This window comes from Vescimonas coprocola, assembly GCF_018408575.1.
In the GTDB taxonomy this organism is placed as follows: domain Bacteria; phylum Bacillota; class Clostridia; order Oscillospirales; family Oscillospiraceae; genus Vescimonas; species Vescimonas coprocola.
This window is the reverse complement of the sequence record NZ_AP023418.1, coordinates 1,711,837-1,735,355: the sequence shown is the minus strand read 5'-3', so window position 1 is coordinate 1,735,355 and position 23,519 is coordinate 1,711,837. Positions and strand designations below refer to the sequence as shown.

Here is a 23,519-nt window from a genome sequence, read left to right as displayed (position 1 = left end):
CTGACTAACATTTTTGTCACTTTTGGACGCCCTGTCTGGTATCGAAGTACCTATAGGACATCCAGCTCCGGCAGCCGGTCCAGAGCATAGGTGATGAACCGCTTGGCGGCGGGGGAGACGTGCTCCTCCTCCGGCAGGGCGATGCCCAGATGCACCGACTGGGGCGGGTCCAGCGGCAGCACCGCCACCCCGTCCGCCAGATCGGCGGTGAGAATATCGTTTAATAAGGTGATGCCCAGCCCCGCCCGCACCATGGCAATGGCGGCCCGGCTGTCGCTGGTTGCGAAGCGGACCTTAGGCCGGATCTGCAGCTGCTGGAGCATCCGGGAGTTATCTGTCTCCTGCCCCGGCAGAAACTCGATGAAGGGCTCCTGCCGCAGCCGCTCCACGGGGAAGCGGTCCGCCTCCACCAGCGGGTGGGTAGGGGGGAGAATGGCCATCAGCTGGTCGTCCTTCAGCGGCACCCATTCGTGCCGCCCCGGCCGCTGGCTGATAAGGCAGAAGTCCGCCCGCCGGTGATCCACCAGCTCCCCCAGCTGAGTAGAGCTGCCCTCCCGCAGTTCCACCCGGATGCCGGGATAAGCGTGATGGAACCCGGCAATGACCTCCGACAGCCACGGGTAGAAGGCGGCGTAATTGGTGCCGGCCACCACCCGGCCCACATCCAGCCCCTGGATCCGGTGGGCCAGCTGCTGGTACTGCTCGTCCAGCTCCGCCATCCGCCGCATCAGCGGCAGCAGCTCCTGACAGGCCCGTGTGGCGGATACCCCGCCCCGCCCCCGGTGCAGCAGGGGAAAGCCCGTCTCCCGCTCCAGACTGTCCACCAACCGGCTGACACCGGAGGGGGTGTAGCCCAGCGCCTCGGCGGCAGCGGACAGACTTCTCTCGTGGAGTACAGTGAGCAAAACCCGGCATTTTTCGGTGTCCATGAAATTTCGCTCCTTCTTTGACATTTTGTCAAACAAAATTTGAAATAGTATCGCTTTACGCAAGGATACACCAAGTGCTATACTCTGTCAAGGGTAGGAGAGAAACCCCCGATTAAGAACGGACAGAAACCTTCGGAGGAACAGGCATCATGACTCAGAAAAAAGCGGAGATCCTTTTGGCGGCAGTTATCGCAGCACGGGCTACGTCCCTTCTGTTCAGCAAGATCGCCATGAACGGCATGGGGATCTTCAACCTGCTGGCGGCCCGGTTTTTGATGGCCTTTGTGCTGCTGGCGGTGGTGTTTTTCAAGCGCCTGCGCCACATCAAGCGCCATACGCTGGTGCGTGGCGCCACCATGGGCGCTCTGTTCTTCCTGATGCTCTCCACGGAGCTGACGGGGCTCAAGAGCACCCCCTCCTCCACCGTCTCCCTGCTGGAGAATACCGCCATCATTCTTGTGCCCATGGCGGAGGCCGTGCTGCGGCATAAGCTGCCCAAGGCCGTCACCGCCGTCAGCGCACTGGTGGCCATCGGCGGCGTGGCACTGCTGACCGGCCAGTCCGGCGGCTTCACCCCCGGTATGGTGCTGGCGGTCATGGCCGCCGTGCTGTACGCCGCAGCCATCATCACCACCGACCGCTTCTCCCACGAGGACGATCCCCTGACCCTGGGCATCGTTCAGGTGGGTACGCTGGGCCTGCTGGCGCTGGTGTCCTCCTTCGTGTTCGAGGCACCCCACCTGCCCCAGTCCGGTACCCAGTGGCTGATGATCGCCGGCCTTGCCGTCATCTGCACCGGCTTCGGCTTCACCCTCCAGCCTGTGGCCCAGAGCCACACCACCGCCCAGCGTGCAGGCTTGTTCTGCGCTCTGAGCCCCGCCTGCGCCACCCTGCTGGGTGCCGCCGTGCTGCGGGAGCACATCAGCGTCATGGGAATGTGCGGCATCGCCCTGATCCTGCTGAGCCTGCTGGTACCGCAGCTGTGGCAGCTGGCGGAGAAGAAGGGCATCACCCTGCTGCCCCGTCATGCCGTCCCCGCCGTGCGCCGGGCCTGAGATATCATAAACTATATACCATTAGGTGTCCTTTCGTTGGGAGGAGCGCCGGAAAAGCCTTTGCCTTTTCCGGCGCTCCTTCTTTTTGCCGGGAAGATCCCCCTCGGCCGCTTTTTTACACGGACTTTACACGAGGAGACTTTTGCCCTTTACACCGCCCTTTTATCATGGGGACTGTAGCAAGAAAGCAAGTCCAAACATGAAAAACGAAAGGAGATCTTCATATGAAAAAGATCATCAGTATCCTGCTGGCCGCCGTTATGGTCATGGCCCTTCTGGCCGGCTGCGGCAGCAAAAACAGCGGCAGCACCAACGACAACAACACCCCTAACAATAATCAGACCACCGAGCTCAGCGGTTCCGTGGCCACCAACGGCTCCACCTCCATGGACAAGGTCATCGGCGCTTTGCGGGAGCAGTTCATGACGGACCACAAGAACGTCACCGTCACCTATGATCCCACCGGCTCCGGCTCCGGCATCGAGGCCGTGAAGAACGGCACGGCGGACATCGGTCTGGCCTCCCGCAGCCTGAAGGACGAGGAGAAGGCCGACGGCCTGACCGAGACGGTCATCGCCCTGGACGGCATCGCCGTCATTGTCAATGCCCAGAGCAAGGTCACGGACCTGACCGTGGAGCAGATCGCCAAGATCTTCACCGGTGAGATCACCGACTGGAGTCAGGTGGGCGGCGACCCCGGCGCCATCTCCTGCATCGGCCGTGAGTCCGGCAGCGGTACCCGTGACGGCTTTGAGTCCATCACCGGGACCAAGGACTCCTGCAAGCTGGATCAGGAGCTGACCTCTACCGGCGGCGTCATCGAGGCCGTGGCCGGCAACCCCAACGCCATCGGCTATGCCTCCCTCTCCGCTGTGGAGGGCAAGGACACCGTGAAGGCCGTCACCGTAGGCGGTGTGGCCTGCACCGAGGCCGCTGTGCTGGACGGCAGCTACGCCATTCAGCGGCCCTTCGTGCTGGTGACCAAGGACGGCACGGCCCTGTCCCCGGCGGCGCAGGCCTTCTTCGACTTCGCCACCTCCAAGGACGCTGCCTCCCTCATTCAGAATGCGGGTGCCGTGCCTACCGCCAAGTAAAAACGAATCGGGAGGCCCTCATCTGCTGCGGCGGGTGAGGGGGCTTCCCCGTCATCGAGAAAGGAGAACTCTATGAAGCGGACAGCAGGCAAAAGCCTCCGCACCCGCAGGGCCATGGAGCAGGCCATCCACCTGATCTTCCTGCTGTGCGGCATCGTGGCGGTGGGCTTCGTGCTGTGCATCAGCGTGTATCTGGTGATCTCCGGTCTGCCGGCTATCCGGGAGATCGGACTGACCAAATTCCTCTTCGGCAAGGTGTGGGCGCCTACCAACGCCACCACCGGCCCGCAATTCGGCATTCTGCCCTTCCTCCTCACCTCTGTCTACGGCACGGCGGGAGCGCTGCTGCTGGGGGTGCCGGTGGGTCTGATGACCGCCATCTTTCTGGCCAAAGCGGCCCCGCCCCGTCTGGCGGCGGTGATCCGCACGGCGGTGCAGCTGCTGGCGGGCATCCCGTCGGTGGTGTACGGTCTGGTGGGCATGATCGTACTGGTCCCCGCCATCCGCCGTGCCTTCGGTCTTGGCTCCGGGGCCTGCCTGCTGGCGGCCATTCTGGTGCTGACGGTCATGGTGCTGCCCTCCATCATCAACGTGGCGGAGACGGCCCTTCAGGCCGTGCCGAGGGAGTATGAGGAGGCCAGTCTGGCACTGGGCGCCACGGAGACGGAGACCTATTTCCGGGTGAGCCTGCCCGCTGCCCGCAGCGGCGTAGCGGCGGCGGTGGTGCTGGGCGTAGGCCGTGCCATCGGAGAGGCCATGGCCATCATCATGGTGGCCGGAAACGTGGCCAATATGCCGGGGCTTTTCACCTCGGTGCGCTTCCTCACCACCGGCATCATCTCCGGAATGTCCGATGCCGCCGTGGGGAGCCTGTATCAGCAGGCGCTGTTTTCCATCGGGCTGGTGCTGTTTCTGTTCATCATGCTCATTAACGTCCTGCTGAATGTCTGCATCAAACGCAGGAAGGAGGACTGAACCATGAAGCAGCAATGGACGCTTCGCCGGAGACTGTATAACGGCGGGATGCGGGGGCTGGTGTGGCTGTGCGCCGGACTGACCTGCGCCCTGCTGATCTTTCTCATCGGCTATATCTTTTATCGTGGCGTGCCGGGCCTCAGCTGGCAGCTGATCTCCGGCCAGACCAGTTATATCCGCAATACCGTGGGCATCCTGCCCAACCTATTGAATACGCTGTATATCATTCTTGTGGCCATGGTGGTGGTGCTGCCGCTGGGCGTGGGTGCCGCCATCTACCTGACGGAGTATGCCGCCAGCGGGTGGCTGGTCCGCATCATCGAGTTCGCCGCCGAGACCCTGACGGGTATTCCCTCCATCATCTTCGGACTGGTGGGCATGATGCTGTTCGTGCAGAAGCTGGGCCTTCAGGCGGGAATTCTGGCCGGCGGCCTGACGCTGGTGATGATGATCCTGCCCACCATCATCCGCACCACGCAGGAGAGCCTGAAGACCGTCCCCCAGTCCTACCGGGAGGGGGCGCTGGCGCTGGGTGCCGGCAAATGGCACATGGTCCGCACGGTGGTGCTGCCGGGAGCGGTGGACGGCATCGTCACCGGCTGTATTCTGGCCATCGGCCGCATCGTGGGGGAGAGCGCCGCCCTGCTGTATACGGCAGGCTTCGGCATGGCGCTGGTGAGTCTCTTCGACTCCCTGCACACCTCCTCCGCCACCCTGACGGTGGCTCTGTACGTCTACGCCACCGAGGGAGGGGAGACGGCGCTGGCCTTCTCCATTGCCACCATCCTCATGGTGCTGACCCTGCTCATTAACCTCACCGCCGGGATCATCGGGCGGAAGCTGAAAAGGAAGTGAACGACAATGGACCCTATTCTGCAAGTGAAGGATCTGGACCTGTGGTACGGCGCTCATCAGGCGCTGCACAGCGTCTCCATGGACATCCCGGAGAAAAGCATCACCGCCTTTATCGGTCCCTCCGGCTGCGGCAAGTCCACATTTCTGAAAACCATGAACCGCATGAACGATCTGGTGCCGGGGGTGAAGATCACCGGCGAGGTCCGCTATCGGGGCGAGGATATCTATGCGCCGGGGACGGACGTGTGCCGCCTGCGCCGTGAGATCGGTATGGTGTTTCAAAAACCCAATCCCTTCCCCATGAGCATCTATGACAACATCGCCTACGGCCCCCGGACCCACGGCATCCGCAGCAAGGCCAGGCTGGACGAGCTGGTGGAGCGCTCCCTGCGGGGCGCCGCCATCTGGGACGAGGTAAAGGACCGGCTGAAGAAGAATGCGCTGGGCCTTTCCGGCGGCCAGCAGCAGCGCCTGTGTATCGCACGGGCGCTGGCGGTGGAGCCGGCGGTGCTGCTGATGGACGAACCCACCAGCGCACTGGACCCCATCTCCACCTCCCGCATCGAGGAGCTGACCATGGAACTGAAGGAGCGCTATACCATCGTCATCGTCACCCACAATATGCAGCAGGCGGTGCGTATCTCCGACCGCACGGCCTTCTTCCTGCTGGGTGAGCTGGTGGAGTACGGCGCTACGGAGCAGGTGTTCTCCGCCCCGGCGGAGAAGCGGACAGAGGACTACATCACGGGGAGGTTCGGATAATGAGAAGCCGGTTTGATGAACAGCTGGCCCAGCTGGAGCGGGAGCTCATTGAAATGGGCGCACTGTGCGAGGAGAGCATCGCTCTGGCGGCTAAATCGCTGGGAGACGGCAGACTGGCCCGTCAGGTGGCCCCGCTGGATACGGAGATCGACCGCAAGGAGCGGGACATCGAGTCCCTGTGCCTGAAGCTGCTTTTGCAGCAGCAGCCGGTGGCACGGGATCTGCGGCAGATCTCGGCGGCCCTGAAAATGATCACGGATCTGGAGCGCATCGGGGATCAGGCGGAGGACATTGCCGAGATCGTCATCAGTGGTCAGGTCAACGAGGGGGAGGAGCTGCTGCGGGATATGGCCGCTTCCACCATAAAAATGGTGACGGAAAGTGTTGACGCCTACGTGAAACATGATACAATGTTGGCGGAAAAAGTCATCGCAGAGGACGATATTGTGGATGACTGGTTCGACAGGGTGAAGCATACGCTGATCCGCCGCATGACCACAGACCCCGGTGAGGGGGAGCGGGCGGTGGACCTGCTGATGATTGCCAAATATTTTGAGCGCATCGGGGACCATGCGGTGAACGTCGCCCAGTGGGTGATTTTCTCCGTCACCGGTACGCACAAGGAGGGATAGCATGATCTGGTGCGTAGAGGACGATGCCAGTATCCGGGATATCGAAGTATACGCCCTGCGTTCCACCGGCTTCGAGGCCTGTGGCTTTGCCGACGGTGCCGCCTTCTGGCAGGCCCTCCAGACGGAGGAGCAGCCGGAGCTGGTGGTGCTGGATGTGATGCTGCCCGGCGTGGACGGCATGGAGCTGCTGCGCCGGATGCGGGCCTCGGCGGCCCTGCGCCGCATCCCGGTAGTGATGGCTACCGCCAAGGGCGCAGAGTATGACAAGATACAGGGTCTGGATCTGGGGGCGGACTATTATCTGGCCAAGCCCTTCGGGGTCATGGAGCTGGTGTCCTGCGTCAAGGCGGTGCTGCGGCGCTGCCGGACGGAGCAGGAGCCGGTGCTGCGGGCCGGGGGCATCGTACTGCACCCGGAGGAGCGCATCGTCACGGTGGAGGGTCAGCGAGTGACACTGACCTATAAGGAGTTTGAGCTGCTGCGGCTGTTTCTGTCCCATCCGGGCATGGCCTTCACACGGGACCAGCTGTTCAACGAGATCTGGGGCATGGATTACTGCGGCGAGACCCGGACGGTGGATATGCACATCCGCACCCTGCGCCAGAAGCTGGGCAGCTGCGGCAGCATGATCCAGACCGTGCGGAATGTGGGATACCGGCTGGAGGTAGGCGCATGACAAGAAAAATTTTCCGTTCCATTCTGCTGGTGGCGGGCGTAGTGCTGGCGGCGGGCATGGTCATCATGACCGGCTGCCTGTACAGCTACTTCGGCGGTGTGCAGGAGCAGCAATTACAGGATGAATTGAGCCTCGCCGTCAGCGGCGTGGAAAACGGCGGTACGGCCTATCTGGAGCGCCTTCCGGCGGAGCGGTTCCGCTTGACGTGGATCGCCTCCGACGGCCGGGTGCTGTATGATACGCAGGTGACGGACGTGGCCTCCATGGAGAACCACGCCGGCCGTCAGGAGGTGCAGGAGGCGCTGGAAAACGGCAGCGGCGAAAGTAGCCGCTACTCTGATACCCTTCTGCAGCAGACCCTGTATGTGGCCCGCCGCCTGACGGACGGCACGGTGCTGCGTATCTCCGTCAGCCGTGCCACCGCCGGGATGCTGGCGCTGGGAATGATCCAGCCCATGCTGGTGGTGCTGGTGGCGGCGTTGATCTTCGCCGGGCTCATGGCCGGGCGCCTGTCCCGCCGCATCGTGGATCCCTTGAACCGGCTGGACTTGGAGCATCCGCTGGAAAACGACGCCTACGAGGAGCTGGCTCCTCTTCTGAGCCGCATCAACTACCAGCACAAGGAGATCGACGCCCAACTGCGGACCCTGCGGCAAAAGACCGACGAGTTCACCCAGATCACCGGCAGTATGCAGGAGGGTCTGGTGCTGCTGGACGAGAAGGGGACGGTGCTCAGCATCAACCACGCCGCCTGCAGGCTCTTTCAGGCGGACGAGGGTTGTGTGGGCCGTGACTTCCTGACGGTGGACCGCAGCCATGAGCTGTGCCTTGCGATGGAGACAGCCCGTGAGAAGGGCCACAGCCAGCTGCGCTGCCAGCGTAATGGCCGGGAGTATCAGCTGGATATGAGCCGCATCCAGTCCGGCGGCGAGACGGTGGGTACAGTGCTGCTGGCCTTCGACGTGACAGAGCAGGAGTACGCCGAGCGCAACCGCCGGGAGTTCACCGCCAATGTCTCCCACGAACTGAAGACCCCCCTGCAGGGCATCGTGGGCAGTGCCGAGCTGATCCAGAGCGGCATGGTGAAGCCGGAGGATATGCCCCGCTTCGTGGGCCATATCCACGACGAAGCCTCCCGGATGGTGACGCTGGTGGAGGATATCATCCGCCTGTCCCAGCTGGACGAGGGGGATGCCATGCCCACGGAGACGGTGGACCTGCTGGCGCTGAGCCAAGAAGCCGTGGCCAATCTACAGGATGCCGCCGCCAAGCGGCGGGTGTCCCTGTCGGTGGACGGGGATCACGCTCCGGTCACCGGCGTGCGGCGGCTGCTGTATGAGGTGATCTTCAACCTCTGCGACAACGCCATCAAGTATAATGTCCCGGATGGCACCGTGAAGGTGCAGGTGTCCTCGGAGAACGGGATCTCCTCCGTCACGGTGTCGGATACCGGCATCGGCATCGCCCCGGAGCACCAGAGCCGGGTGTTCGAGCGGTTCTACCGGGTGGATAAGAGCCACTCCAAGGCCTCCGGCGGCACGGGGCTGGGCCTCTCCATCGTGAAGCACGCCGTGCAGTATCACCACGGCGACATCCGCCTCACCAGTAAGCCCGGCGAGGGGACTGTCATCCGCATCACCTTCCCCGCAGCGGCCCGGTGACCCGCTGACCCAACCTATAAAAATCAAAAAGAAATGCGCTGCATCCGCTCCGGCGGAGCGGCAGCAGAGGAAAGTCCTATGGAAAAAACCACACAGTATCTCGCAGGAGGCGGACACCTTGCCGCCATCGCTGCGGTGCTCCAGTTTGTGGGCAGCGCCATCCGTTTCGGCCCCTTTTCCGTCTCACTGGTTCTGATTCCCATCGTGCTGGGCGCCGCCCTGTACGGCTGGGGCATGGGCTGCTGGCTGGGGCTGGTATTCGGGGCCGTGGTGCTTCTGTCGGGGGATGCCGGTCTCTTTCTGGCGGCAGATCCGGGAGGGGCCATTGTGACGGTGCCGAGCAAGGGCATTGCCTGCGGCGCAGCGGCGGGCCTGTGCTGCCGGTGGCTGCACCCACGGTATCCGAGACTTTCCATTCTGCTGTCGGCACTGGCCGCCCCACTGACTAATACAGGGGTGTTCCTGCTGGGCTGTCCCTGCACACTGGTGTTCACCGGTGGCTTGGGCCGCTTCGTGGCGCCCCTGTGCCGCCGGGAGGCCGTCTGCGACGAGGATCTGCTGCTGCGTGGCCTGTGGAAGCGCTGCACCGCTAACTGCCCATCGGCAGATAAGCCCTGAAAAACGATCGAGATACAAAAGGAGACTGGGGACTACGAGTCCCCAGCCTCCTTTTTTCTGCCCCACCACCGGGAGAGCCGGCCTTACGGAAAGAACACCCGCACCGCCCATGCGGCGGCAATGAAGGCCGCCGCATCCGCCGCCAGCGCCGCCGGAATGGTGTGGCGGGTGCGGCGGATGCCCGCAGCGCCGTAGTAGACCGCCACGGTATAAAACGTCGTCTCCGAGCATCCCAGCATCACCGCCGTCACCCGCCCGATGTAGGAGTCCGGCCCGTACTGCTCCATCAGCTGGCTGCCCACCGCCAGCGCCCCGGAGCCGCTGACGGGCCGCACCAACAGCAGCACCGCCGTCTCCGGCGGGATGCCCAGCCCTTCCAGCACCGGTGACAGCAGCCCCGTCAGCAGCTCCATGGCTCCGGAGGCCCGGAACATCTGCACCGCCGACAGCAGTACCACCAGCGCCGGCAGGATGCGCCCCAGCACCCGCAGCCCCTCCGCCGCCCCGTCGGTGAGGGCGCCGTAGACATCGGTCCTCCGCCCCATGGCTGCCGCCGCCACCCCCGCCAGCAGACAGGGGATCACCCAGTCCGTCATGTCCGCCGCCTTCCCAGCCGCTCCAGCAGCTTCGCCGCCGCCAGCCCCGCCGCTACCGACAGCAGAGAGCTGACCCACACCGCCGGCAGGATATCCAGCGGCGCGGCGCTGCCGCAGACGGCCCGGATGCTGGCCACCGTGGTGGGCAGCAGCTGGATGGAGGCGGTGTTCAGCACCACCAGCCGGCACAGCTCGTCACTGGCCACGCCCTCCGTCCCCCGTGCCATACGGCAGGCCGCCCGGATACCCATGGGAGTGGCGGCGTTGCCCAGCCCCAGCAGATTGGCCGACACATTGGCCGTCACCGCTGCCAGCGTCTCCGGATCCCGGCTGGCCTGGGGCAGCAGCCGCCGCAGCACCGGACGGAACAGCCGTCCCAGCCGCCGGGACAGCCCGCACCGATCCATGACCTCCATAAGCCCCGTCCACAGGCACAGCATCCCCGCCATGGAGAGACACAGCCGAACCGCCTGCCCGGCCCCCTCCAGCGCCGCCGCACTGACGGCCTCCATGCGCCCGTATACGGCGCCGCACACCACGCTGACCACAGCCATTCCCGTCCAGATCCACGCCATCGCCATCCTTGTCACCTCATGGATGTATACGCCGCACCGACATATTTTATTACATCTATCCAGACAGATTTTATCATTTGGTTGACAAATATGTAAATTTACGGCATAATATAAACGAATCCCACGTAGACGCTAAAATCGAGGGGCAAAGAAGGGGAGATCACTGTGAAAGCAACCGGTATCGTCAGAAGAGTGGATGAGTTGGGACGCATCGTCCTGCCCGTAGAGCTGCGGCGCACGCTGGATATTTCCGAGCGTGATCCGCTGGAGATCTATGTGGACGGCGCATCCATTGTCCTGCGAAAATTCCGGCCCAACTGCATTTTCTGCAACAGCAGCCGGGGCGTATCGGAGTTTCGGGGGAAGAACGTGTGTCAGAAGTGCCTGAAAGAGCTTCAGTCCGTCACATTCTGACCCCGTGTACCGCACACGGTGAAGAAGGCCCGCCATCCGGTGGGCCTTCTTTCCTTTGATAAGAATGGCTCCGCGGCCATCCCGCAGATTGTCGAGGAAAAGGGGTGGTATTTTTTGTCCGCCTGTGGTATGATAAAACGTACCCCTTCCAACAATACGGGGCCATACCCCCTGATAGAACTTCAAATAAGGAGAAAACCTATGACCTTTCTGCAATCTATTCTTCTGGGCTTGATCCAGGGCGTGGCGGAATTTCTGCCCATCTCCAGCTCTGGCCATCTGGCCATCGCCCAGAATCTGCTGAACATCAACGCCGAGGTCCCCGCCTTCTACGACGTACTGCTGCATCTGGGTACGCTGGTGGCGGTGTTCGTGGCCTATTGGCAGGACATCTGCGATATGGTGCGGGAATTTTTCTGCGGCATCGGTGATCTGGTCCACCACAGCACCCCTACGCCGGTACCCCCGGCCCGCCGCCTGATCCTGCTGATCATTCTGGGTACGCTGCCTCTGTTTGCCATCCTGCCCATCAAGGACACGGTGGAGGGCCTGAAGAGCAGTATGGTATTCATCGGCGCCGCCCTGATCGTCACCGGCTTCCTGCTGTTTTTCAGCGACCGGGCCCGCAAGGGCCGCAAGGATGCCCGCAGCGCCACGGTGCTGGATGTGTTGGTGGTGGGCGTCAGTCAGGCTATTGCCACGGTCCCCGGCATCTCCCGCTCCGGCATGACCATCACCACCGGCTGCTTCGTGGGCTTCGAGCGGAGGTTTGCCGTGCGCTTCTCCTTCCTGCTGTCCATCCCCGCCGTGCTGGGTGCCAACATCCTCAGTCTGAAGGATGCCCTCACCGGCGGCGTGGACTGGAGCCAACTGCCGGTGTATCTGGCGGGCGTGGTGGTGGCTGCCGTCTCCGGCTACCTGTGCATCCGCCTGCTGAAGATGATCGCTGACAAGGGCCGCTTCGGTGCCTTCGCCTACTATTGCTGGGCCGCTGGTGCGCTGACCCTCATTCTGAACGCCGTCAAGTAACACCCGTTCTCTTGCACGAAAGGAAGTCCGCATGGCTGCTGCACCCAAAAAGAAGAAAACCTCGCAACCCGCAAAAAAGAATACCCGCACGCCGCCCCCTCCTGCCCCTACCTACGGCCGGGAGATCGCCGGCGGTGTCTGCCTGCTGCTGGCCCTGTGCGCCGTCGTGTCCTATTTTCAGGAGGAGGCCCTGTTCATCACCTTCTTCGGCGGCCTGCTGAAGGGGCTGCTGGGTTACGGCTACTGGCTGTCGGCCCCGGCCCTGCTGCTGACGGGCCTCCTGCTGCTGACCCACCGGGACCGCCCCGCCACCCTGCGCTCCGTATGTACGCTGCTGGTGCCGGTGCTCACCGGCTGCGGCCTGCATCTGCTGCTGTGCGCCCGCTCCTATGAGCCGGGCCTCACCGGCCTGCGGGAACTGTGGCTCTCCGGCCGGTCCCTGCAAAGCGGCGGCGCCCTGTCCGGCGGTTTGGCCGTGGGCTTCTCCGCCGTATTCGGCAAGGTGCTGTCCCTGATCCTGTTCCTCCTCATGCTGCTGGCGGCCCTGTGTCTGGCGCTGCACTTCTCCCCCAAGGACGCCGTCCGCCGGGCGCAGGAGCGCCGGGAGGCGGAGCGGGAGGACATCCCGGAGGAAGCACCCCCCGCCCGTGAAAAGGAGAAACCGGCGGAGAAGCGGCCCCGCCGCCGTGCCGCCATCGATATCCCCCTGGACGACGAGCCACCCGCCAAGCAGCCGCAGCCCCAGCCGGAGGAACCCACCTTTACCCCTAAGGAGAAGAAACCCTTCTTCTCCCGTAAGAGCAGCACCGTCCGCACCCCGGATCAGGTGCTGCGGGGGGAGCCTGCGGAGGAAGCCACCCCCGTGGCCCCCGCCGCTCCCGTTACCTCCCCACCGGCAGCGTCTGCTGCCCCCGCCCCTGTGGCTAAGCCCCGTGAAGCGGCCAAGCCTTCCGTCACGGCGCAGGAGGTGCAGGACGCCACCGAGGAGGTGACCGCTGCGGTGGAGCAGGAGCTGGCCCAGCCGGAGGAGGCGTACCAGTATCCCCCCATCACGCTTCTGGATGAGAATACCGCCGACAACTATACGGAGGTGGGGGCTGAGCTGCGGAGCAACTCCCAGCGCTTGGCCCAGACCCTTCAGAGCTTCGGTGTGGACGCCCGCCCCGGCGCTGTGGTCCACGGCCCCAGCGTCACCCGCTATGAATTTACGCTGGAGCAGGGGGTGAAGCTGTCCAAGATCACCAACCTCGCCGATGACATTGCGCTGGCACTGGGGGCCAGCGGCGTCCGCATCGCCCCCATCCCCAATAAAATTTCCGTGGTGGGCATCGAGGTCCCTAACCGGGCCGTCACCCCGGTTCGCATCCGGGACGTGGTGGAGTCCCGTACCTTCACGGAGCATAAGTCCCCGGTGGCCTTCGCCGTGGGCAAGGACATCGGCGGCAGCTGCATCGTGGGGGATATCGGCAAGCTTCCTCATGTGCTCATCGCCGGTACCACCGGCTCCGGTAAGTCCGTGTGTACCAACTCCCTCATCGTCAGCATCCTCTATAAGTCCACCCCGGAGGAGGTCCGCTTTATCATGGTGGACCCCAAAATGGTGGAGCTGGCCCCCTATAACGGCATCCCCCACCTGCTGATCCCCGTGGTGACGGACCCCAAAAAGGCCGCCGGAGCCCTGCAATGGGCGGTGTTCGAGATGATGAAGCGCTATAAGCTGTTCTCCGAGCACGGGGTCAAGGATCTGGCGGGTTATAATGCGCTGGCCCGGCAGGATGAGGAGCTCAAGACCATGCCCACGGTGGTGGTGGTCATCGACGAGCTGGCAGACCTGATGCTGGTGGCCGCTAAGGAGGTGGAGGAGTCCATCTGCCGGGTGGCCCAGATGGGCCGTGCCGCCGGGATGCATCTGGTCATTGCCACCCAGCGACCCTCCTCCGACGTCATCACCGGCCTGATGAAGGCCAATATCCCCAGCCGCATCGCCTTCGCTGTGGCCTCCTCACTGGAGTCCCGCATCATTCTGGATACCACCGGCGCCGAAAAGCTGGTGGGCAAGGGCGATATGCTCTATGCCCCGCTGGGGGCCGGAAAGCCCACCCGTGTGCAGGGCTGCTTCATCACTCCGGAGGAGATCGAGCGGGTAGTGGGCTTCGTCAAGACCACCGGCGAGGCGGAGTACTCCCGTGAAGTCATGGACAAGATCGAGCAGGCGGTGAAGGAGAAGGAAAAGGGCAGCGGAGGAAAGACCTCTGCCGAACCCGCCGAGGCACAGGAGGATGGCGACGAGCTGCTGCCCGCCGCCGTGGAGGTGGTTCTGGAAACGGGACAGGCATCCGTCTCCATGCTCCAGCGCCGCCTGAAGCTGGGCTATTCCCGTGCCGCCCGTCTGGTGGATCAGATGGAGGAACGGGGCATTGTCGGCCCCTTCGAGGGTTCCAAGCCCCGTCAGCTGCTCATCGACAAGGCCAAGTGGCAGGAGCTGCAAATGAGCAAGCAGCCCCAGCCTGAGCCGGAGATCGACCGCAGCGGCTCTATCCGTGATGTGTTCGAGAGCCGTGACGCACTGGAGTAACGCCCTTGGCATGAAAACCGTATATCCTTTACCCAACAGGAATGAGGACAGGCAAACGCCTGTCCTCCTTATTCCTGTTTTGCGTTATCGGATTCACTTTCCAAGATAAATATATGGGGAGCATCTTCCTGCAAATAGGCTTCTTCACACGCCTGCTGTGCGGCGATCAGAATATTGATCGCTTGTTCAGCTGCCCGCATCATGGTCAAATACATCTCTTTATAATCAGCCAAAATAATCACCCTTTTCTATTATACCATATTGTGGATATATCCACAATATGGTTTTTCTGCTTTTCTTTCTATAATGATTTGAGAAGAAAGGTGGTGACCGTGATGTTTGATTACAGCCCCCTGTGGGAAACTATGCAGCGCCGTGGCGTCTCCCAGTACCAGCTGCTGAAGAGCGGCGTGGATAACAAGACGCTGGACGCTTTGAAAAAGGGCCGCAATATCACCATGGTCACGCTGGAAAAGCTCTGCCGCATCATCGGCTGCACCCCCAATGACGTCATCCGCTTCTCCGATGAGCCCCGCTGACGGCGTTACCTTCTGACTTCAAAAGGAGGGCAGGCAAACGCCTGTCCTCCTTTTCTGTGTCCTGCCAGTGCAGCAGTGACCGTTTTCTCCTGCGCCCCGCCCTTGACGGTGGGGCGTTTTTCCGTTAAAATAGGACATACTGGAGTAGAATACACATTTTCAGATAAACGAGGTAGCATTATGGCAAATGGATTCATCGATAAAGCCCGCATCACCGTCCGGGCCGGCAACGGCGGCAACGGAGCCGTGGCCTTCCACCGGGAGAAATACGTGGCCGCCGGTGGCCCCGACGGCGGCGACGGCGGCGACGGCGGCAGCATCATCGTGCAGGTGGATGACAATATGTCCACGCTGATGGACTTCCGCTACAAGCGCAAATATGTGGCTTCTCCCGGCGTAGATGGGCAGGGCGGCCGCAAAAGCGGCAAGGACGGAGAGAGTCTCACCATCCGGGTCCCCAGAGGGACTCTCATCCGGGACGCCGAGACCGGCGAGATCATCAAGGATATGTCCGACAGCGAGCCCTTCGTCCTCTGTAAAGGCGGCCGGGGCGGCTGGGGCAACCAGCACTTCGCCACCCCCACCCGGCAGGTACCCCGCTTCGCCAAGGCGGGCCTTCCCGGTGAGAGCCACGACGTGGTGCTGGAGCTGAAGCTGTTGGCGGACGTGGGTCTGGTGGGCTTTCCCAACGTGGGCAAGAGCACCCTTCTGAGCGTGGTCAGCAAGGCCCATCCCAAGATCGCCAACTACCATTTCACCACCCTCTATCCCAATCTGGGCGTGGTGTATGTGGATGAGGGCGTGTCCTTCGTTATGGCGGATATCCCCGGCATCATTGAGGGGGCCAGCGAGGGAGCCGGGCTGGGCCATGACTTCCTGCGGCACATTGACCGCTGCCGCCTGCTGGTGCATCTGGTGGATGTCTCCGGCAGCGAGGGCCGGGACCCCATAGCGGACTTTGACGCCATCAATGCCGAGCTGAAGCAGTACAGCCCGGAACTGGCTCAGCGGCCCCAGATCGTGGTGGCCAACAAGACGGATCTGCTGGCGGACCCTGAGCAGCTGGAAGCCTTCCGCTGCCATGTGCAGGAGGCGGGCTATGAGTTCATGGCCATGTCCGCCGCCACCCATCAGGGGACCCGTGAGTTGGTGCAGGCTATCGCCCGCCGCTTGGCGGAGCTGCCGCCGGTGACGGTCTATGAGCCGGAGTATGTACCCCGCCCGCCGGAGGTGGATACCACCGCCCCGCTGGATATCCACCGGGACGACCACACCTGGCTGGTGGAGGGGCCGTGGCTCCAGCGGCTCATGGGCAACATCAATTTTTCCGACTATGAGAGCCGGATGTACTTCGATAAGGTTCTGCGCCAGTCGGGTCTGTTCGATCAGCTGGAGCAGATGGGGATCCAGGACGGGGATATCGTCTCCATGTACGATCTGGAATTTGAGTATCAGCGCTGAGAGATTGGACATTTTTTGGACGTCCACTCGCCCCATATCGGACCGGGACCTGACGTCCGAAGGAATACCGTTTTTGTCCCATGGGACACGCCGCCGTCTCCCAAACCGGGACTTGTTCCACATAGAAAGATTTGCCCCGCCGGTGAGCCATTTTCCCACGGAGGATTTTTTTCTGCGGTGGAAGATCCTCCGTTCGGAGAAAAAATTTCGTGGAAGAGAAAAAGCAGCATAAAAAACGAAAAGCAAACCCAAGGGAGGGAGGAGCAGCGCTCCTCCCTCCCTTGGGTTATCTGCAATGATTGGATGAACGCATCATCCATTTTCTTTCTCCTGATCCTTCTTTGCAAAAACAGGGTACAGTCTCTGAAAAAGGCGACGGTCAAAAAGCCCATGTACCATTGCGGAAGATGGGGACCACCTTGCCGCCGTCGCACACGGCGTCGATGGAGAGGTCCGCCGAGCCGATCATGAAGTCCTCGTGGATCATGGAGTCGTTGACGCCCAGCGCCCGGCACTCCTCCAGCGTCTTGCTCTGGAAGTCCCGGATGGTATCGGCAAAGCCCATGCCCAGCGCCAGATGGCAGCAGGCGTTTTCATCAAAGAGGGTGTTATAAAACAGCAGGCCCGTTTGATTGATGGGGGAGTCGAAGGGGACCAGAGCGCACTCGCCCAGATAGCAGCTGCCCTCGTCCATGGTGATGAGCTTGGTCAGCAGGTCGTTGTTGACCTCGGCGTGCCACTCCACCGCCTTGCCCTCGTGGAAGCGGATCCAGAAGCCGTCGATGAGCTGACCCTGATAGCTCAGGGGCTTGGTGGCGTAGACAATGCCCTCGGCCACACCCTTCATGGGGGAGATGAAGCACTCCTCCGTGGGGATATTGGGATTGAAGAAGATGCCTTGCAGGCTGGTCTCGCCGCCGCCGCAGAACTGCGCCTCCGGGATCATGCCCACGGTGAAGTCCGTGCCGTTGGCGCTCTTGTAGCGCAGCTCCCGGATGCCCAGACCGCTGAGGTACTGGCACCGGTCGTGGAGGTCCTTGTTATGGGCCTCCCACGCCGCCACGGGGTCCTCGTCCACCCGGCTGGTGGAGAGAATGGCCTCCCACAGCTTCTCAATGGCCTGACTGGTCCGCAGCTCCGGGAACAGCTTCTTGGCCCATGCGGCGCCTGGGACGGCGGCGATGCACCACTGGTACTTATTCTCGATCTGATCCCGGTATTTCTTGATGACGGGGTATAGCCGCTGCTGACTCTTGGCCATCTTCTCCTGATTGATGCCCTTCAGACCGTCGGGGTCCTCGCTGAGCAGGTAGATGCGGCAGGGAATGGTATCCACATAGTGCTGCCAGCGGGCCTCCTCGTAGTTATCAAGCTTGGAGAGAGTGGTCAGGGTACGATAGCGGTAGTGGAGCTTTTGCAGGGGCTGATAGCTCCAGTCCACCACCACCTTCTTGGCCTTGCGCTTATAGCATTCCTCCACCAGCAGCTTCACAAACTCCGGCTGATCCAGATCGGCGGCGATGAATACCTCCTGACCCGGCTGCACATTGACGCCGGAGGCGGCGATCAGCTGGGCATATTTCCTCAAAACGGTCTTTTTCACGGCAATCCCCTCCTGTATTCTGATGGTTTGGTGCCATTATAGCACGCCTGACGGCAGATGGAAAGGGCTTTCTTGCAAGCGGAGACGGGATGTGGTAGGATAGAGGATAGAAGATGAATGGTAAGGGAGAGATGCCCCATGGAGATCGTTTACGCAGACCCACGCATCGTGGTGGCGGTGAAGCCTGCCGGGGTGCTGAGCACCGACGAGCCCGGCGGGATGCCCCAGCTGCTGCGGCAGGAGCTGGGGACTCCCTGCATCCGCACGGTACACCGGCTGGACGCCGCCGTCAGCGGGCTGATGGTCTACGCCCGGTCGGCCAAGGCGGCGTCCCTGCTGTCGGAGCAGATTCGCAGCCGCACCTTCGGCAAGGAGTATCTGGCGGTGGTCCACGGCGTGCCGGAGGGGGGCGTGATGACGGACCTGCTGGGGCGGGATCCCGTCCGGCGGCGCACCTATGTGGCGGCGGAGCCGGGGAAGGATGTGCGCCCGGCGGAGCTGTCCTATGAGGTGCTGGGGAGCCGGGAGGGGCTGTCACTGGTGCGTATCCGGCTGCACACCGGGCGGACCCATCAAATTCGGGTGCAGTTTGCCTCCCGTGGGTTTCCACTGGTGGGGGACCGGAAATACGGCGGGGGAGAGGAAGGGGAAAGCATCGCCCTGTGGTCGTGGCGGCTGGAGTTCGCCCATCCCCAGACCGGGGCGGCCATGCGGTTTTCCAAACTGCCGCCCAGGGAGACCCCGTGGCTGGGCTTTCCCATGCCCCTGACAGGGAGATAGACAGAAAAAGAGACTGCCGAAGGGGTTCGGCAGTCTGAGACTGTCGGAAAAACCCTCCGGGTTTTCCGACAGAAAGCTTGCAGTCTGCTGCGTGCATAATTTGTGCGCCTATGGCACACAAATTCCACACTTGCAGCCTGAGAAGTATTTTCTCTCACGCACATGTCGTGAGAGAAAATGATTTTACTTCTTTGCCGCCTGCGGGCGGCAAACTCTGCGAGGCTTTTTTGACACGCTGAGACTGCCGAAGGGGTTCGGCAGTCTCTTTTCATGTGGAAAATTACGGCTCCTCCCGGTGCTTTCTGCGGCTCAGGAGGAAGGCGATGGCGCCCATGGAGAGCGTGGCCATCAGCGGCCACAGGGTGGGGGCGTAGGTGTCGCCGGTGGGGGGTGTGGGGTCCTCCAGCTCCTGGGCCTTGAACTGCCAGTCCAGATAGCCAATGCCGGACTGGAAGTCATTGCCCATGGTCAGGGGGACGTTCAGGGTCACGGTGAGCTCCAGATCGCCGCCGGGGGCGATGGTCCCCAGCTCCGTCCAATCCGTCAGCTGTGCCGTCTCGTGGGCGGGCGCATCGAAGAGAGAGGAGGTGGGAGTCTGCACCGTCAGGGTCATCTGGGAGAGAAATTCCTCGGAACCGGACTCGGACCCCAGAGAGCGCAGGTACAGCCGCACCCGATGGTCGCTGTCGTTTCGCAGACGCAGGGTCTGGGTCAGCCGGTCGCCGGGCATGACGCCCTTAAAGTCCGGGAACAGGTCGGAGGGGGAGTAGTCACTGCCGGGGAGGAACACGAAGCTCTGAGCGTCGCCGTCATAGGTGACGGAGCCGGTGTCCGCATAGGCGGCGCAGAGGCATGACAGGAGCATCAGCAGCGTCAACGCCAGAGAACAGATGGTTTTTCGTTTCATGCCGTCCCCTCCTTACTGATACTGGGCCACTCGGCCCGGCGTGATGGTGACGCCCCAAGCCTGACCCAAGGCGTCTGTCGGGGCGCTCTGGATAGCCTCCGCCATGATCTCCAGCGCCTGCTTGCCGCCGTCGGCATCGCTGTAGCTGCCGGTGAGGGTCAGGCTGTCAATGAGCGGGGTTTCGGGCTGTTGACCGGGGGCCACGGGGTAGGTGTAGTAGTAATAGTCGCCATACTTTACCCAGCCGTCGCCGGGGGTGAAGGCGGGGATGGCTGCCGTGCCGCCGATGTGTTGGCCGTCGTCATTGACCCGGTAGGTCACCAGCTTCACCCGGAGGTAGGCGTCAATGTCACCGGTGTTGGTGACGTTGACGTTCTTCTTGGTCGTGCCGTCAAAGTCCTCCGTGACGTTGCAGGACACATGGGCGGGAGTGAACCGGTTGGGGACGGGGTCCGTATGGGTGATGAGATACGCCAGCGTGGCGCCGGTGAGGGCCAGCGCCAGCAGAACCAGCGTCAGAAGCAGTGCTCCCGGTTTCCGGGGCGAAGGATCTTTTCTGCGTGCCACAAACAGTTCCTCCTTTCTCAGTGTCGGATTCCGAAGATGTTGGCGATGACATCACTGAAGCCGTTGAGCCAGCGGTCATTCTTCAGGGTGTTGGTGCAGGTGATGCTGCCGCTATTGTGGTCGGCGGTGAGGGTGCAGCCGTCCGGCTTATCGGGGTCGTAGGCGGCGTCATAGCGCCAGCTCCAGCCGGTGTCCTCCGCAATGGTGTATTTGCCCACCGGAAGCTCATAGAGGGAGACACTGCTGCTGCCCACCACCGTGACTTGGGTGTAGAGATCGCCGTTGCGGTAGACGTTGAACACATAGGGCTCACCGTCAGCGCCGCCGGTCTTGGTGACGGTCAGGGCGCAGGTCCTGACGTGGAGCAGGAAGGCGGGGTCGCCGCTGGTGTGGCTCCAGGTCTCTCCGGCGCAGTCCGTGTGCAGGAAGGTGGTGTCGCCGGTGATGTTGGTGTCACCGATGGAGATGGTGGCCTTCACGGGGATGTCCTGCTTGGTGTTCACGATGTCCGTCAGAAGGGTGGTGTCGTAGGTGTAGCCGTAGGTCAGCGCCGGAGCAGTGCCGGTCATGGTTACGGTGGTATCCTCGGTGGTGCCGTGGAACCAGCTGGTGGAGGTGCGGTAACCGGGCAGCGTGGCCCTATCGAAGGTGTCGCCGTAGTAGACGGTGCCGTCCTCGTAGGTGAGCGTCGGTTTAAAGACGTTGACCTTGCCGGTGGCGCTGCCCGTTTGCTCGCTGGCCGGTGTGCCGCTGACGTCTGCCTGCGGCTCCGTTTTGGGGGATACCGTGACGGAGACGGTGTAGGAGGTGTCCTCCCGCAGCTGAGTCAGGTCAGTGACGGGGCTGCCGTCCGGGCCTGTGAGGGAGACGGTGATATCCACGTAGGCGGTCTGCCACGGCTCCAAGCCGTAGGGGTGATCGGAGTCGGTGGCCTTGGTCAGATCCAGCTTAACGCTGCCTACCTGCACAGTGGAGTCGCTTTGCAGCTGGCTGGCAGTGAGACCGCCCAGCAGATAGACGTTATAGTCCTGCGCTGCAACGGTGACGGGCCGGATGGGGACGTTTACCGTGGGCTGGGGGAACTCCCGGACAGGGGTCTCGGAGTCTTTGTTTTCATAGACGCCGGCCCCGGCGTTGGTGGGGACATTGTTGCCGCCCAGAAAGTCGGGCTGGGGCTTGACGCTGAAGCGGATGACCAGTTTATGGCCCCGGTAGGTGACGATGCCGTTATTCGTAACGGTGCCCACGTAGTTATCGGAGAAGTCAAAGCCTGTGACGCTGACGTTATTGCCGTCTATCGTGGCAGTGGCGCCCATGGCGGTGTCGTTTTGGCGCCATGTGTAGGTGTCGCCGTCCTTGCCGGTGCAGGCGTAGGTCTCCAGCGTGATATCAGAGGCGGTGCTTCCGGCCGGAAGGGTGAACTGGGGGGAGATGATATCCCGGACTACGGATTCCTCCGTCAGGGTGGAGGAGGAGCCGCCGGTCTCGATGTTGTCGGAGATCTGCTGGAAGATGTTGCTGAGGGAACCGGCGTCCGCCGCAGACAAGTAGTAGCTGGGGGTGCAGGGCGTGCCGTTGTTGGAGGACACCTGCTGCATGAACCAGTTGCAGGCGCTGTTCAGGGAGCTGCTGTTCTGACCAAGGTCGCCGCTTGGCTCGGTGCCGGCACTAGTGGCGTCGGCTCCAGCGAAGATGCCGATGGTGTAGACGGTGGCTCCGGCGGTCTTGATGGCGCCGGCATGGGTGATGGCGTCGTTGGCGACATCCTTCTCAAAGCCGTTGAAGCTGGTGGGGGCGCCGTCCGTAAAGACGATGACCACACGGTTGTGCGTTTCGTTAGGCTGCACGGGGTTGGCGGAGAGGATGCGCTGGGCCATGTCCAGACCCAGATCCGTTTGGGTGGCGCCGCTGGCGGCCAGAGCATCAATGGCGGTGGAGACCATAGTCTGACCGGCGGAGGTGTCCACTTCCTGAAGAACGTCCTTGAGGTTCTGGTCGGTGATGTTGTGATAGGCCACACCCACGCTGCCGCTGTTGCTTCCGGCGATGGACAGCAGCTCCGTGTTGTCGCCGTAGCCGGACTTGCTGGCGAAGCCCACCACGGCGATGCGGTGGGAGATGTCGTCCTCGGTGCCGAGGGTACCGTCAGCGCCCTTGGCCTTCTCCTCCACGGCATTTGCAAAGGTGGCGGCGGCATTTTTCAGGGCTTCCAGACGGGTGATGCCGCTATCTGTGGTGCTGCGGCTGTAAAGCGTGGCAGCCGTGAAGTTGGTGCTGTCGCCTGTGGAGGTGCCGATGGTCTGCACCGTGCCGTTGGCATCGGTATAGGTGTAGGTATAGACGGTCTGAGTGGTATCGATGGATGCGAGATAGAGATAGCCATCGTCTGTGCTGCTGATGGTAGGTGCTGCATCATCGCCTCGACTGGATGCGATCTGCGTGCCATCCGGGAGGGTATAGGTGTAGGTGCGGTTGTTTCCGTAACCGGAACGACTCACGGTGACCTTCTGGTATTCGCCATTGATCTTGGCGTAAAGGTTGTCTTTGTTATCCCAGAGATTTGTGTACGTTGAGTCGGACCACCAATCATAATCCTCGTTATTTCTTCCGTTGGTGATGGGGGTGTATTGGATGCTGTCGTTCCGGGAGGTGACGGTAACGGCGACATAGCTGCCATCGGAGAGCTTATACCAGAGGTTATCCTGCTTCTCATAGAGATCACTGTTCTGACGGGTATTGCCGGAGTAGGCCGTGTAGACCAGTTGCCCCATATCATCCCCCATAGAGCCGGACTGATCCAGAACCAGAATGACGTCCGTGGGAACATCGCTGGTGACGGTGCTGATGACCTTGCTGCCGGTGGCGTAGGCCTCCAGCGTAATGTCATAGGCGCCGGTCTCCTCGTTATAAACGGAGGTCTTGTTGACCACCATGCCGTTATTGCCGTTATCGCTGCCGGTATTGGCATCACCGGCGTCACGGGCCGGGGAGCGCCGGAGGGCAGTGCCGCTGACCGGGGGCAGGAAGGGGGCCACGTCGGTGAAATTCACGGTGGGGTAGTCGATGGAGGAGCTGACGGTGTCCGGGTCACCCTGATCGTCGGAGACACCAAAGACCAGACCGGGCATCAGGGTCAGCAGCATGGTGACAGACAGCACCAGCGCCACAAGGGCTTTTCTCTTCATATGCCGCATTTTTTTCATGTGCCGCACCTCC

The 23,519-nt window shown here is 62.4% G+C and carries 23 protein-coding genes; 15 read left to right on the top strand and 8 right to left on the bottom strand.

Annotated elements, in window-relative coordinates; genetic code table 11:
* Positions 1–50: 50 nt before the first annotated feature.
* Positions 51–929 carry a LysR family transcriptional regulator gene (locus KJS28_RS08560; protein ID WP_213540570.1) on the bottom strand — a complete coding sequence of 293 codons (879 nt, stop codon included), beginning with the start codon at positions 927–929 and terminating at the stop codon, positions 51–53.
* Positions 930–1,078: 149 nt separating this feature from the next.
* Here KJS28_RS08560 and KJS28_RS08555 point away from each other — a divergent pair, with 149 nt between their 5' ends.
* The 9 genes from KJS28_RS08555 to KJS28_RS08515 all read left to right on the top strand — a co-directional run bounded on the left by KJS28_RS08555 (position 1,079) and on the right by KJS28_RS08515 (position 9,257).
* Complete coding sequence (locus KJS28_RS08555; protein WP_213540569.1) at positions 1,079–1,984, top strand: DMT family transporter; 906 nt, start codon at positions 1,079–1,081, stop codon at positions 1,982–1,984.
* A gap of 224 nt (positions 1,985–2,208) precedes the next feature.
* Complete coding sequence (locus KJS28_RS08550; RefSeq protein WP_213540568.1) at positions 2,209–3,078, top strand: phosphate ABC transporter substrate-binding protein; 870 nt, start codon at positions 2,209–2,211, stop codon at positions 3,076–3,078.
* A 72-nt stretch (positions 3,079–3,150) separates the two neighbouring features.
* The gene (pstC, locus tag KJS28_RS08545; protein ID WP_213540567.1) at positions 3,151–4,053 is read left to right on the top strand and encodes a phosphate ABC transporter permease subunit PstC; all 903 of its coding nucleotides are present in this window, start codon (positions 3,151–3,153) and stop codon (positions 4,051–4,053) included.
* Between the two features lie 3 nt (positions 4,054–4,056).
* On the top strand, positions 4,057–4,908 hold the full coding sequence (pstA, locus tag KJS28_RS08540; protein ID WP_213540566.1) for a phosphate ABC transporter permease PstA: 852 nt from the start codon (positions 4,057–4,059) through the stop codon (positions 4,906–4,908).
* A 6-nt stretch (positions 4,909–4,914) separates the two neighbouring features.
* Positions 4,915–5,670 (top strand): phosphate ABC transporter ATP-binding protein PstB, encoded by a 756-nt coding sequence (gene pstB / locus KJS28_RS08535; RefSeq protein WP_213540565.1) that lies wholly within the window; start codon positions 4,915–4,917, stop codon positions 5,668–5,670.
* Entirely contained in the window at positions 5,670–6,302 is a 633-nt protein-coding gene (gene phoU / locus KJS28_RS08530) for a phosphate signaling complex protein PhoU (protein WP_213540564.1), read from the top strand. Before pstB ends, phoU begins: the two co-directional genes overlap by 1 nt.
* A gap of 1 nt (position 6,303) precedes the next feature.
* Positions 6,304–6,978: a response regulator transcription factor gene (locus KJS28_RS08525; protein WP_213540563.1), complete on the top strand. Its 675-nt coding sequence runs from the start codon at positions 6,304–6,306 to the stop codon at positions 6,976–6,978.
* Complete coding sequence (locus tag KJS28_RS08520) at positions 6,975–8,639, top strand: PAS domain-containing sensor histidine kinase (protein WP_213540562.1); 1,665 nt, start codon at positions 6,975–6,977, stop codon at positions 8,637–8,639. The genes KJS28_RS08525 and KJS28_RS08520 overlap by 4 nt, the downstream gene beginning before the upstream one ends.
* 78 nt (positions 8,640–8,717) lie before the next feature.
* On the top strand, positions 8,718–9,257 hold the full coding sequence (locus KJS28_RS08515; protein WP_213540561.1) for an ECF transporter S component: 540 nt from the start codon (positions 8,718–8,720) through the stop codon (positions 9,255–9,257).
* Between the two features lie 83 nt (positions 9,258–9,340).
* Here KJS28_RS08515 and KJS28_RS08510 read toward each other — a convergent pair whose 3' ends face one another.
* Positions 9,341–9,853 (bottom strand): spore maturation protein, encoded by a 513-nt coding sequence (locus KJS28_RS08510; RefSeq protein WP_213540560.1) that lies wholly within the window; start codon positions 9,851–9,853, stop codon positions 9,341–9,343.
* Positions 9,850–10,434, bottom strand: a complete 585-nt coding sequence (locus KJS28_RS08505) for a spore maturation protein A (protein WP_213540559.1) — start codon at positions 10,432–10,434, stop codon at positions 9,850–9,852. Before KJS28_RS08505 ends, KJS28_RS08510 begins: the two co-directional genes overlap by 4 nt.
* A 159-nt stretch (positions 10,435–10,593) precedes the next feature.
* Between KJS28_RS08505 and KJS28_RS08500 the strand changes: the two genes are divergently transcribed.
* The 3 genes from KJS28_RS08500 (at position 10,594) to KJS28_RS08490 (ending at position 14,446) form a co-directional block, all read left to right on the top strand.
* Entirely contained in the window at positions 10,594–10,842 is a 249-nt protein-coding gene (locus KJS28_RS08500; protein WP_021858113.1) for an AbrB/MazE/SpoVT family DNA-binding domain-containing protein, read from the top strand.
* Between the two features lie 201 nt (positions 10,843–11,043).
* A complete protein-coding gene (locus KJS28_RS08495; RefSeq protein WP_213540558.1) occupies positions 11,044–11,871 on the top strand; it encodes an undecaprenyl-diphosphate phosphatase in 828 nt (275 codons plus the stop codon).
* A 31-nt stretch (positions 11,872–11,902) separates the two neighbouring features.
* Complete coding sequence (locus KJS28_RS08490) at positions 11,903–14,446, top strand: DNA translocase FtsK (RefSeq protein ID WP_213540557.1); 2,544 nt, start codon at positions 11,903–11,905, stop codon at positions 14,444–14,446.
* 68 nt (positions 14,447–14,514) lie between these two features.
* On the opposite strand, the gene KJS28_RS08485 is transcribed toward KJS28_RS08490, so the two are convergent.
* On the bottom strand, positions 14,515–14,679 hold the full coding sequence (locus KJS28_RS08485) for a hypothetical protein (protein WP_213540556.1): 165 nt from the start codon (positions 14,677–14,679) through the stop codon (positions 14,515–14,517).
* Positions 14,680–14,781: 102 nt separating this feature from the next.
* On the opposite strand from KJS28_RS08485, the gene KJS28_RS08480 reads away from it, so the two are divergent.
* Both KJS28_RS08480 and obgE read left to right on the top strand, forming a co-directional pair.
* Positions 14,782–14,985 (top strand): helix-turn-helix domain-containing protein, encoded by a 204-nt coding sequence (locus KJS28_RS08480; protein ID WP_021858110.1) that lies wholly within the window; start codon positions 14,782–14,784, stop codon positions 14,983–14,985.
* Between the two features lie 180 nt (positions 14,986–15,165).
* Entirely contained in the window at positions 15,166–16,446 is a 1,281-nt protein-coding gene (gene obgE, locus KJS28_RS08475; RefSeq protein WP_213540555.1) for a GTPase ObgE, read from the top strand.
* Between the two features lie 379 nt (positions 16,447–16,825).
* Here obgE and KJS28_RS08470 read toward each other — a convergent pair whose 3' ends face one another.
* The gene (locus KJS28_RS08470; protein ID WP_213540554.1) at positions 16,826–18,049 is read right to left on the bottom strand and encodes an aminopeptidase; all 1,224 of its coding nucleotides are present in this window, start codon (positions 18,047–18,049) and stop codon (positions 16,826–16,828) included.
* A gap of 138 nt (positions 18,050–18,187) precedes the next feature.
* Here KJS28_RS08470 and KJS28_RS08465 point away from each other — a divergent pair, with 138 nt between their 5' ends.
* Positions 18,188–18,829: an RluA family pseudouridine synthase gene (locus KJS28_RS08465; RefSeq protein WP_213540553.1), complete on the top strand. Its 642-nt coding sequence runs from the start codon at positions 18,188–18,190 to the stop codon at positions 18,827–18,829.
* A 280-nt stretch (positions 18,830–19,109) separates the two neighbouring features.
* On the opposite strand, the gene KJS28_RS08460 is transcribed toward KJS28_RS08465, so the two are convergent.
* The 3 genes from KJS28_RS08460 to KJS28_RS08450 are packed head-to-tail and all read right to left on the bottom strand — an operon-like array spanning position 19,110 to position 23,506.
* Positions 19,110–19,736 (bottom strand): hypothetical protein, encoded by a 627-nt coding sequence (locus tag KJS28_RS08460; RefSeq protein WP_213540552.1) that lies wholly within the window; start codon positions 19,734–19,736, stop codon positions 19,110–19,112.
* A 12-nt stretch (positions 19,737–19,748) separates the two neighbouring features.
* A complete protein-coding gene (locus tag KJS28_RS08455) occupies positions 19,749–20,303 on the bottom strand; it encodes a hypothetical protein (RefSeq protein ID WP_213540551.1) in 555 nt (184 codons plus the stop codon).
* A gap of 17 nt (positions 20,304–20,320) precedes the next feature.
* Positions 20,321–23,506, bottom strand: coding sequence for a VWA domain-containing protein (locus KJS28_RS08450; RefSeq protein WP_213540550.1), 3,186 nt, complete (start codon positions 23,504–23,506; stop codon positions 20,321–20,323).
* Between the last annotated feature and the right edge of the window lie 13 nt (positions 23,507–23,519).

Coding starts and splice junctions, on each gene's coding strand:
- KJS28_RS08560 (WP_213540570.1), bottom strand. CDS start 929: ATGGACACCGAAAAATGCCGGGTTTTGCTCACTGTACTCCACGAGAGA.
- KJS28_RS08555 (WP_213540569.1), top strand. CDS start 1,079: ATGACTCAGAAAAAAGCGGAGATCCTTTTGGCGGCAGTTATCGCAGCA.
- KJS28_RS08550 (WP_213540568.1), top strand. CDS start 2,209: ATGAAAAAGATCATCAGTATCCTGCTGGCCGCCGTTATGGTCATGGCC.
- pstC (WP_213540567.1), top strand. CDS start 3,151: ATGAAGCGGACAGCAGGCAAAAGCCTCCGCACCCGCAGGGCCATGGAG.
- pstA (WP_213540566.1), top strand. CDS start 4,057: ATGAAGCAGCAATGGACGCTTCGCCGGAGACTGTATAACGGCGGGATG.
- pstB (WP_213540565.1), top strand. CDS start 4,915: ATGGACCCTATTCTGCAAGTGAAGGATCTGGACCTGTGGTACGGCGCT.
- phoU (WP_213540564.1), top strand. CDS start 5,670: ATGAGAAGCCGGTTTGATGAACAGCTGGCCCAGCTGGAGCGGGAGCTC.
- KJS28_RS08525 (WP_213540563.1), top strand. CDS start 6,304: ATGATCTGGTGCGTAGAGGACGATGCCAGTATCCGGGATATCGAAGTA.
- KJS28_RS08520 (WP_213540562.1), top strand. CDS start 6,975: ATGACAAGAAAAATTTTCCGTTCCATTCTGCTGGTGGCGGGCGTAGTG.
- KJS28_RS08515 (WP_213540561.1), top strand. CDS start 8,718: ATGGAAAAAACCACACAGTATCTCGCAGGAGGCGGACACCTTGCCGCC.
- KJS28_RS08510 (WP_213540560.1), bottom strand. CDS start 9,853: ATGACGGACTGGGTGATCCCCTGTCTGCTGGCGGGGGTGGCGGCGGCA.
- KJS28_RS08505 (WP_213540559.1), bottom strand. CDS start 10,434: ATGGCGATGGCGTGGATCTGGACGGGAATGGCTGTGGTCAGCGTGGTG.
- KJS28_RS08495 (WP_213540558.1), top strand. CDS start 11,044: ATGACCTTTCTGCAATCTATTCTTCTGGGCTTGATCCAGGGCGTGGCG.
- KJS28_RS08490 (WP_213540557.1), top strand. CDS start 11,903: ATGGCTGCTGCACCCAAAAAGAAGAAAACCTCGCAACCCGCAAAAAAG.
- KJS28_RS08480 (WP_021858110.1), top strand. CDS start 14,782: ATGTTTGATTACAGCCCCCTGTGGGAAACTATGCAGCGCCGTGGCGTC.
- obgE (WP_213540555.1), top strand. CDS start 15,166: ATGGCAAATGGATTCATCGATAAAGCCCGCATCACCGTCCGGGCCGGC.
- KJS28_RS08465 (WP_213540553.1), top strand. CDS start 18,188: ATGGAGATCGTTTACGCAGACCCACGCATCGTGGTGGCGGTGAAGCCT.
- KJS28_RS08460 (WP_213540552.1), bottom strand. CDS start 19,736: ATGAAACGAAAAACCATCTGTTCTCTGGCGTTGACGCTGCTGATGCTC.
- KJS28_RS08450 (WP_213540550.1), bottom strand. CDS start 23,506: ATGAAAAAAATGCGGCATATGAAGAGAAAAGCCCTTGTGGCGCTGGTG.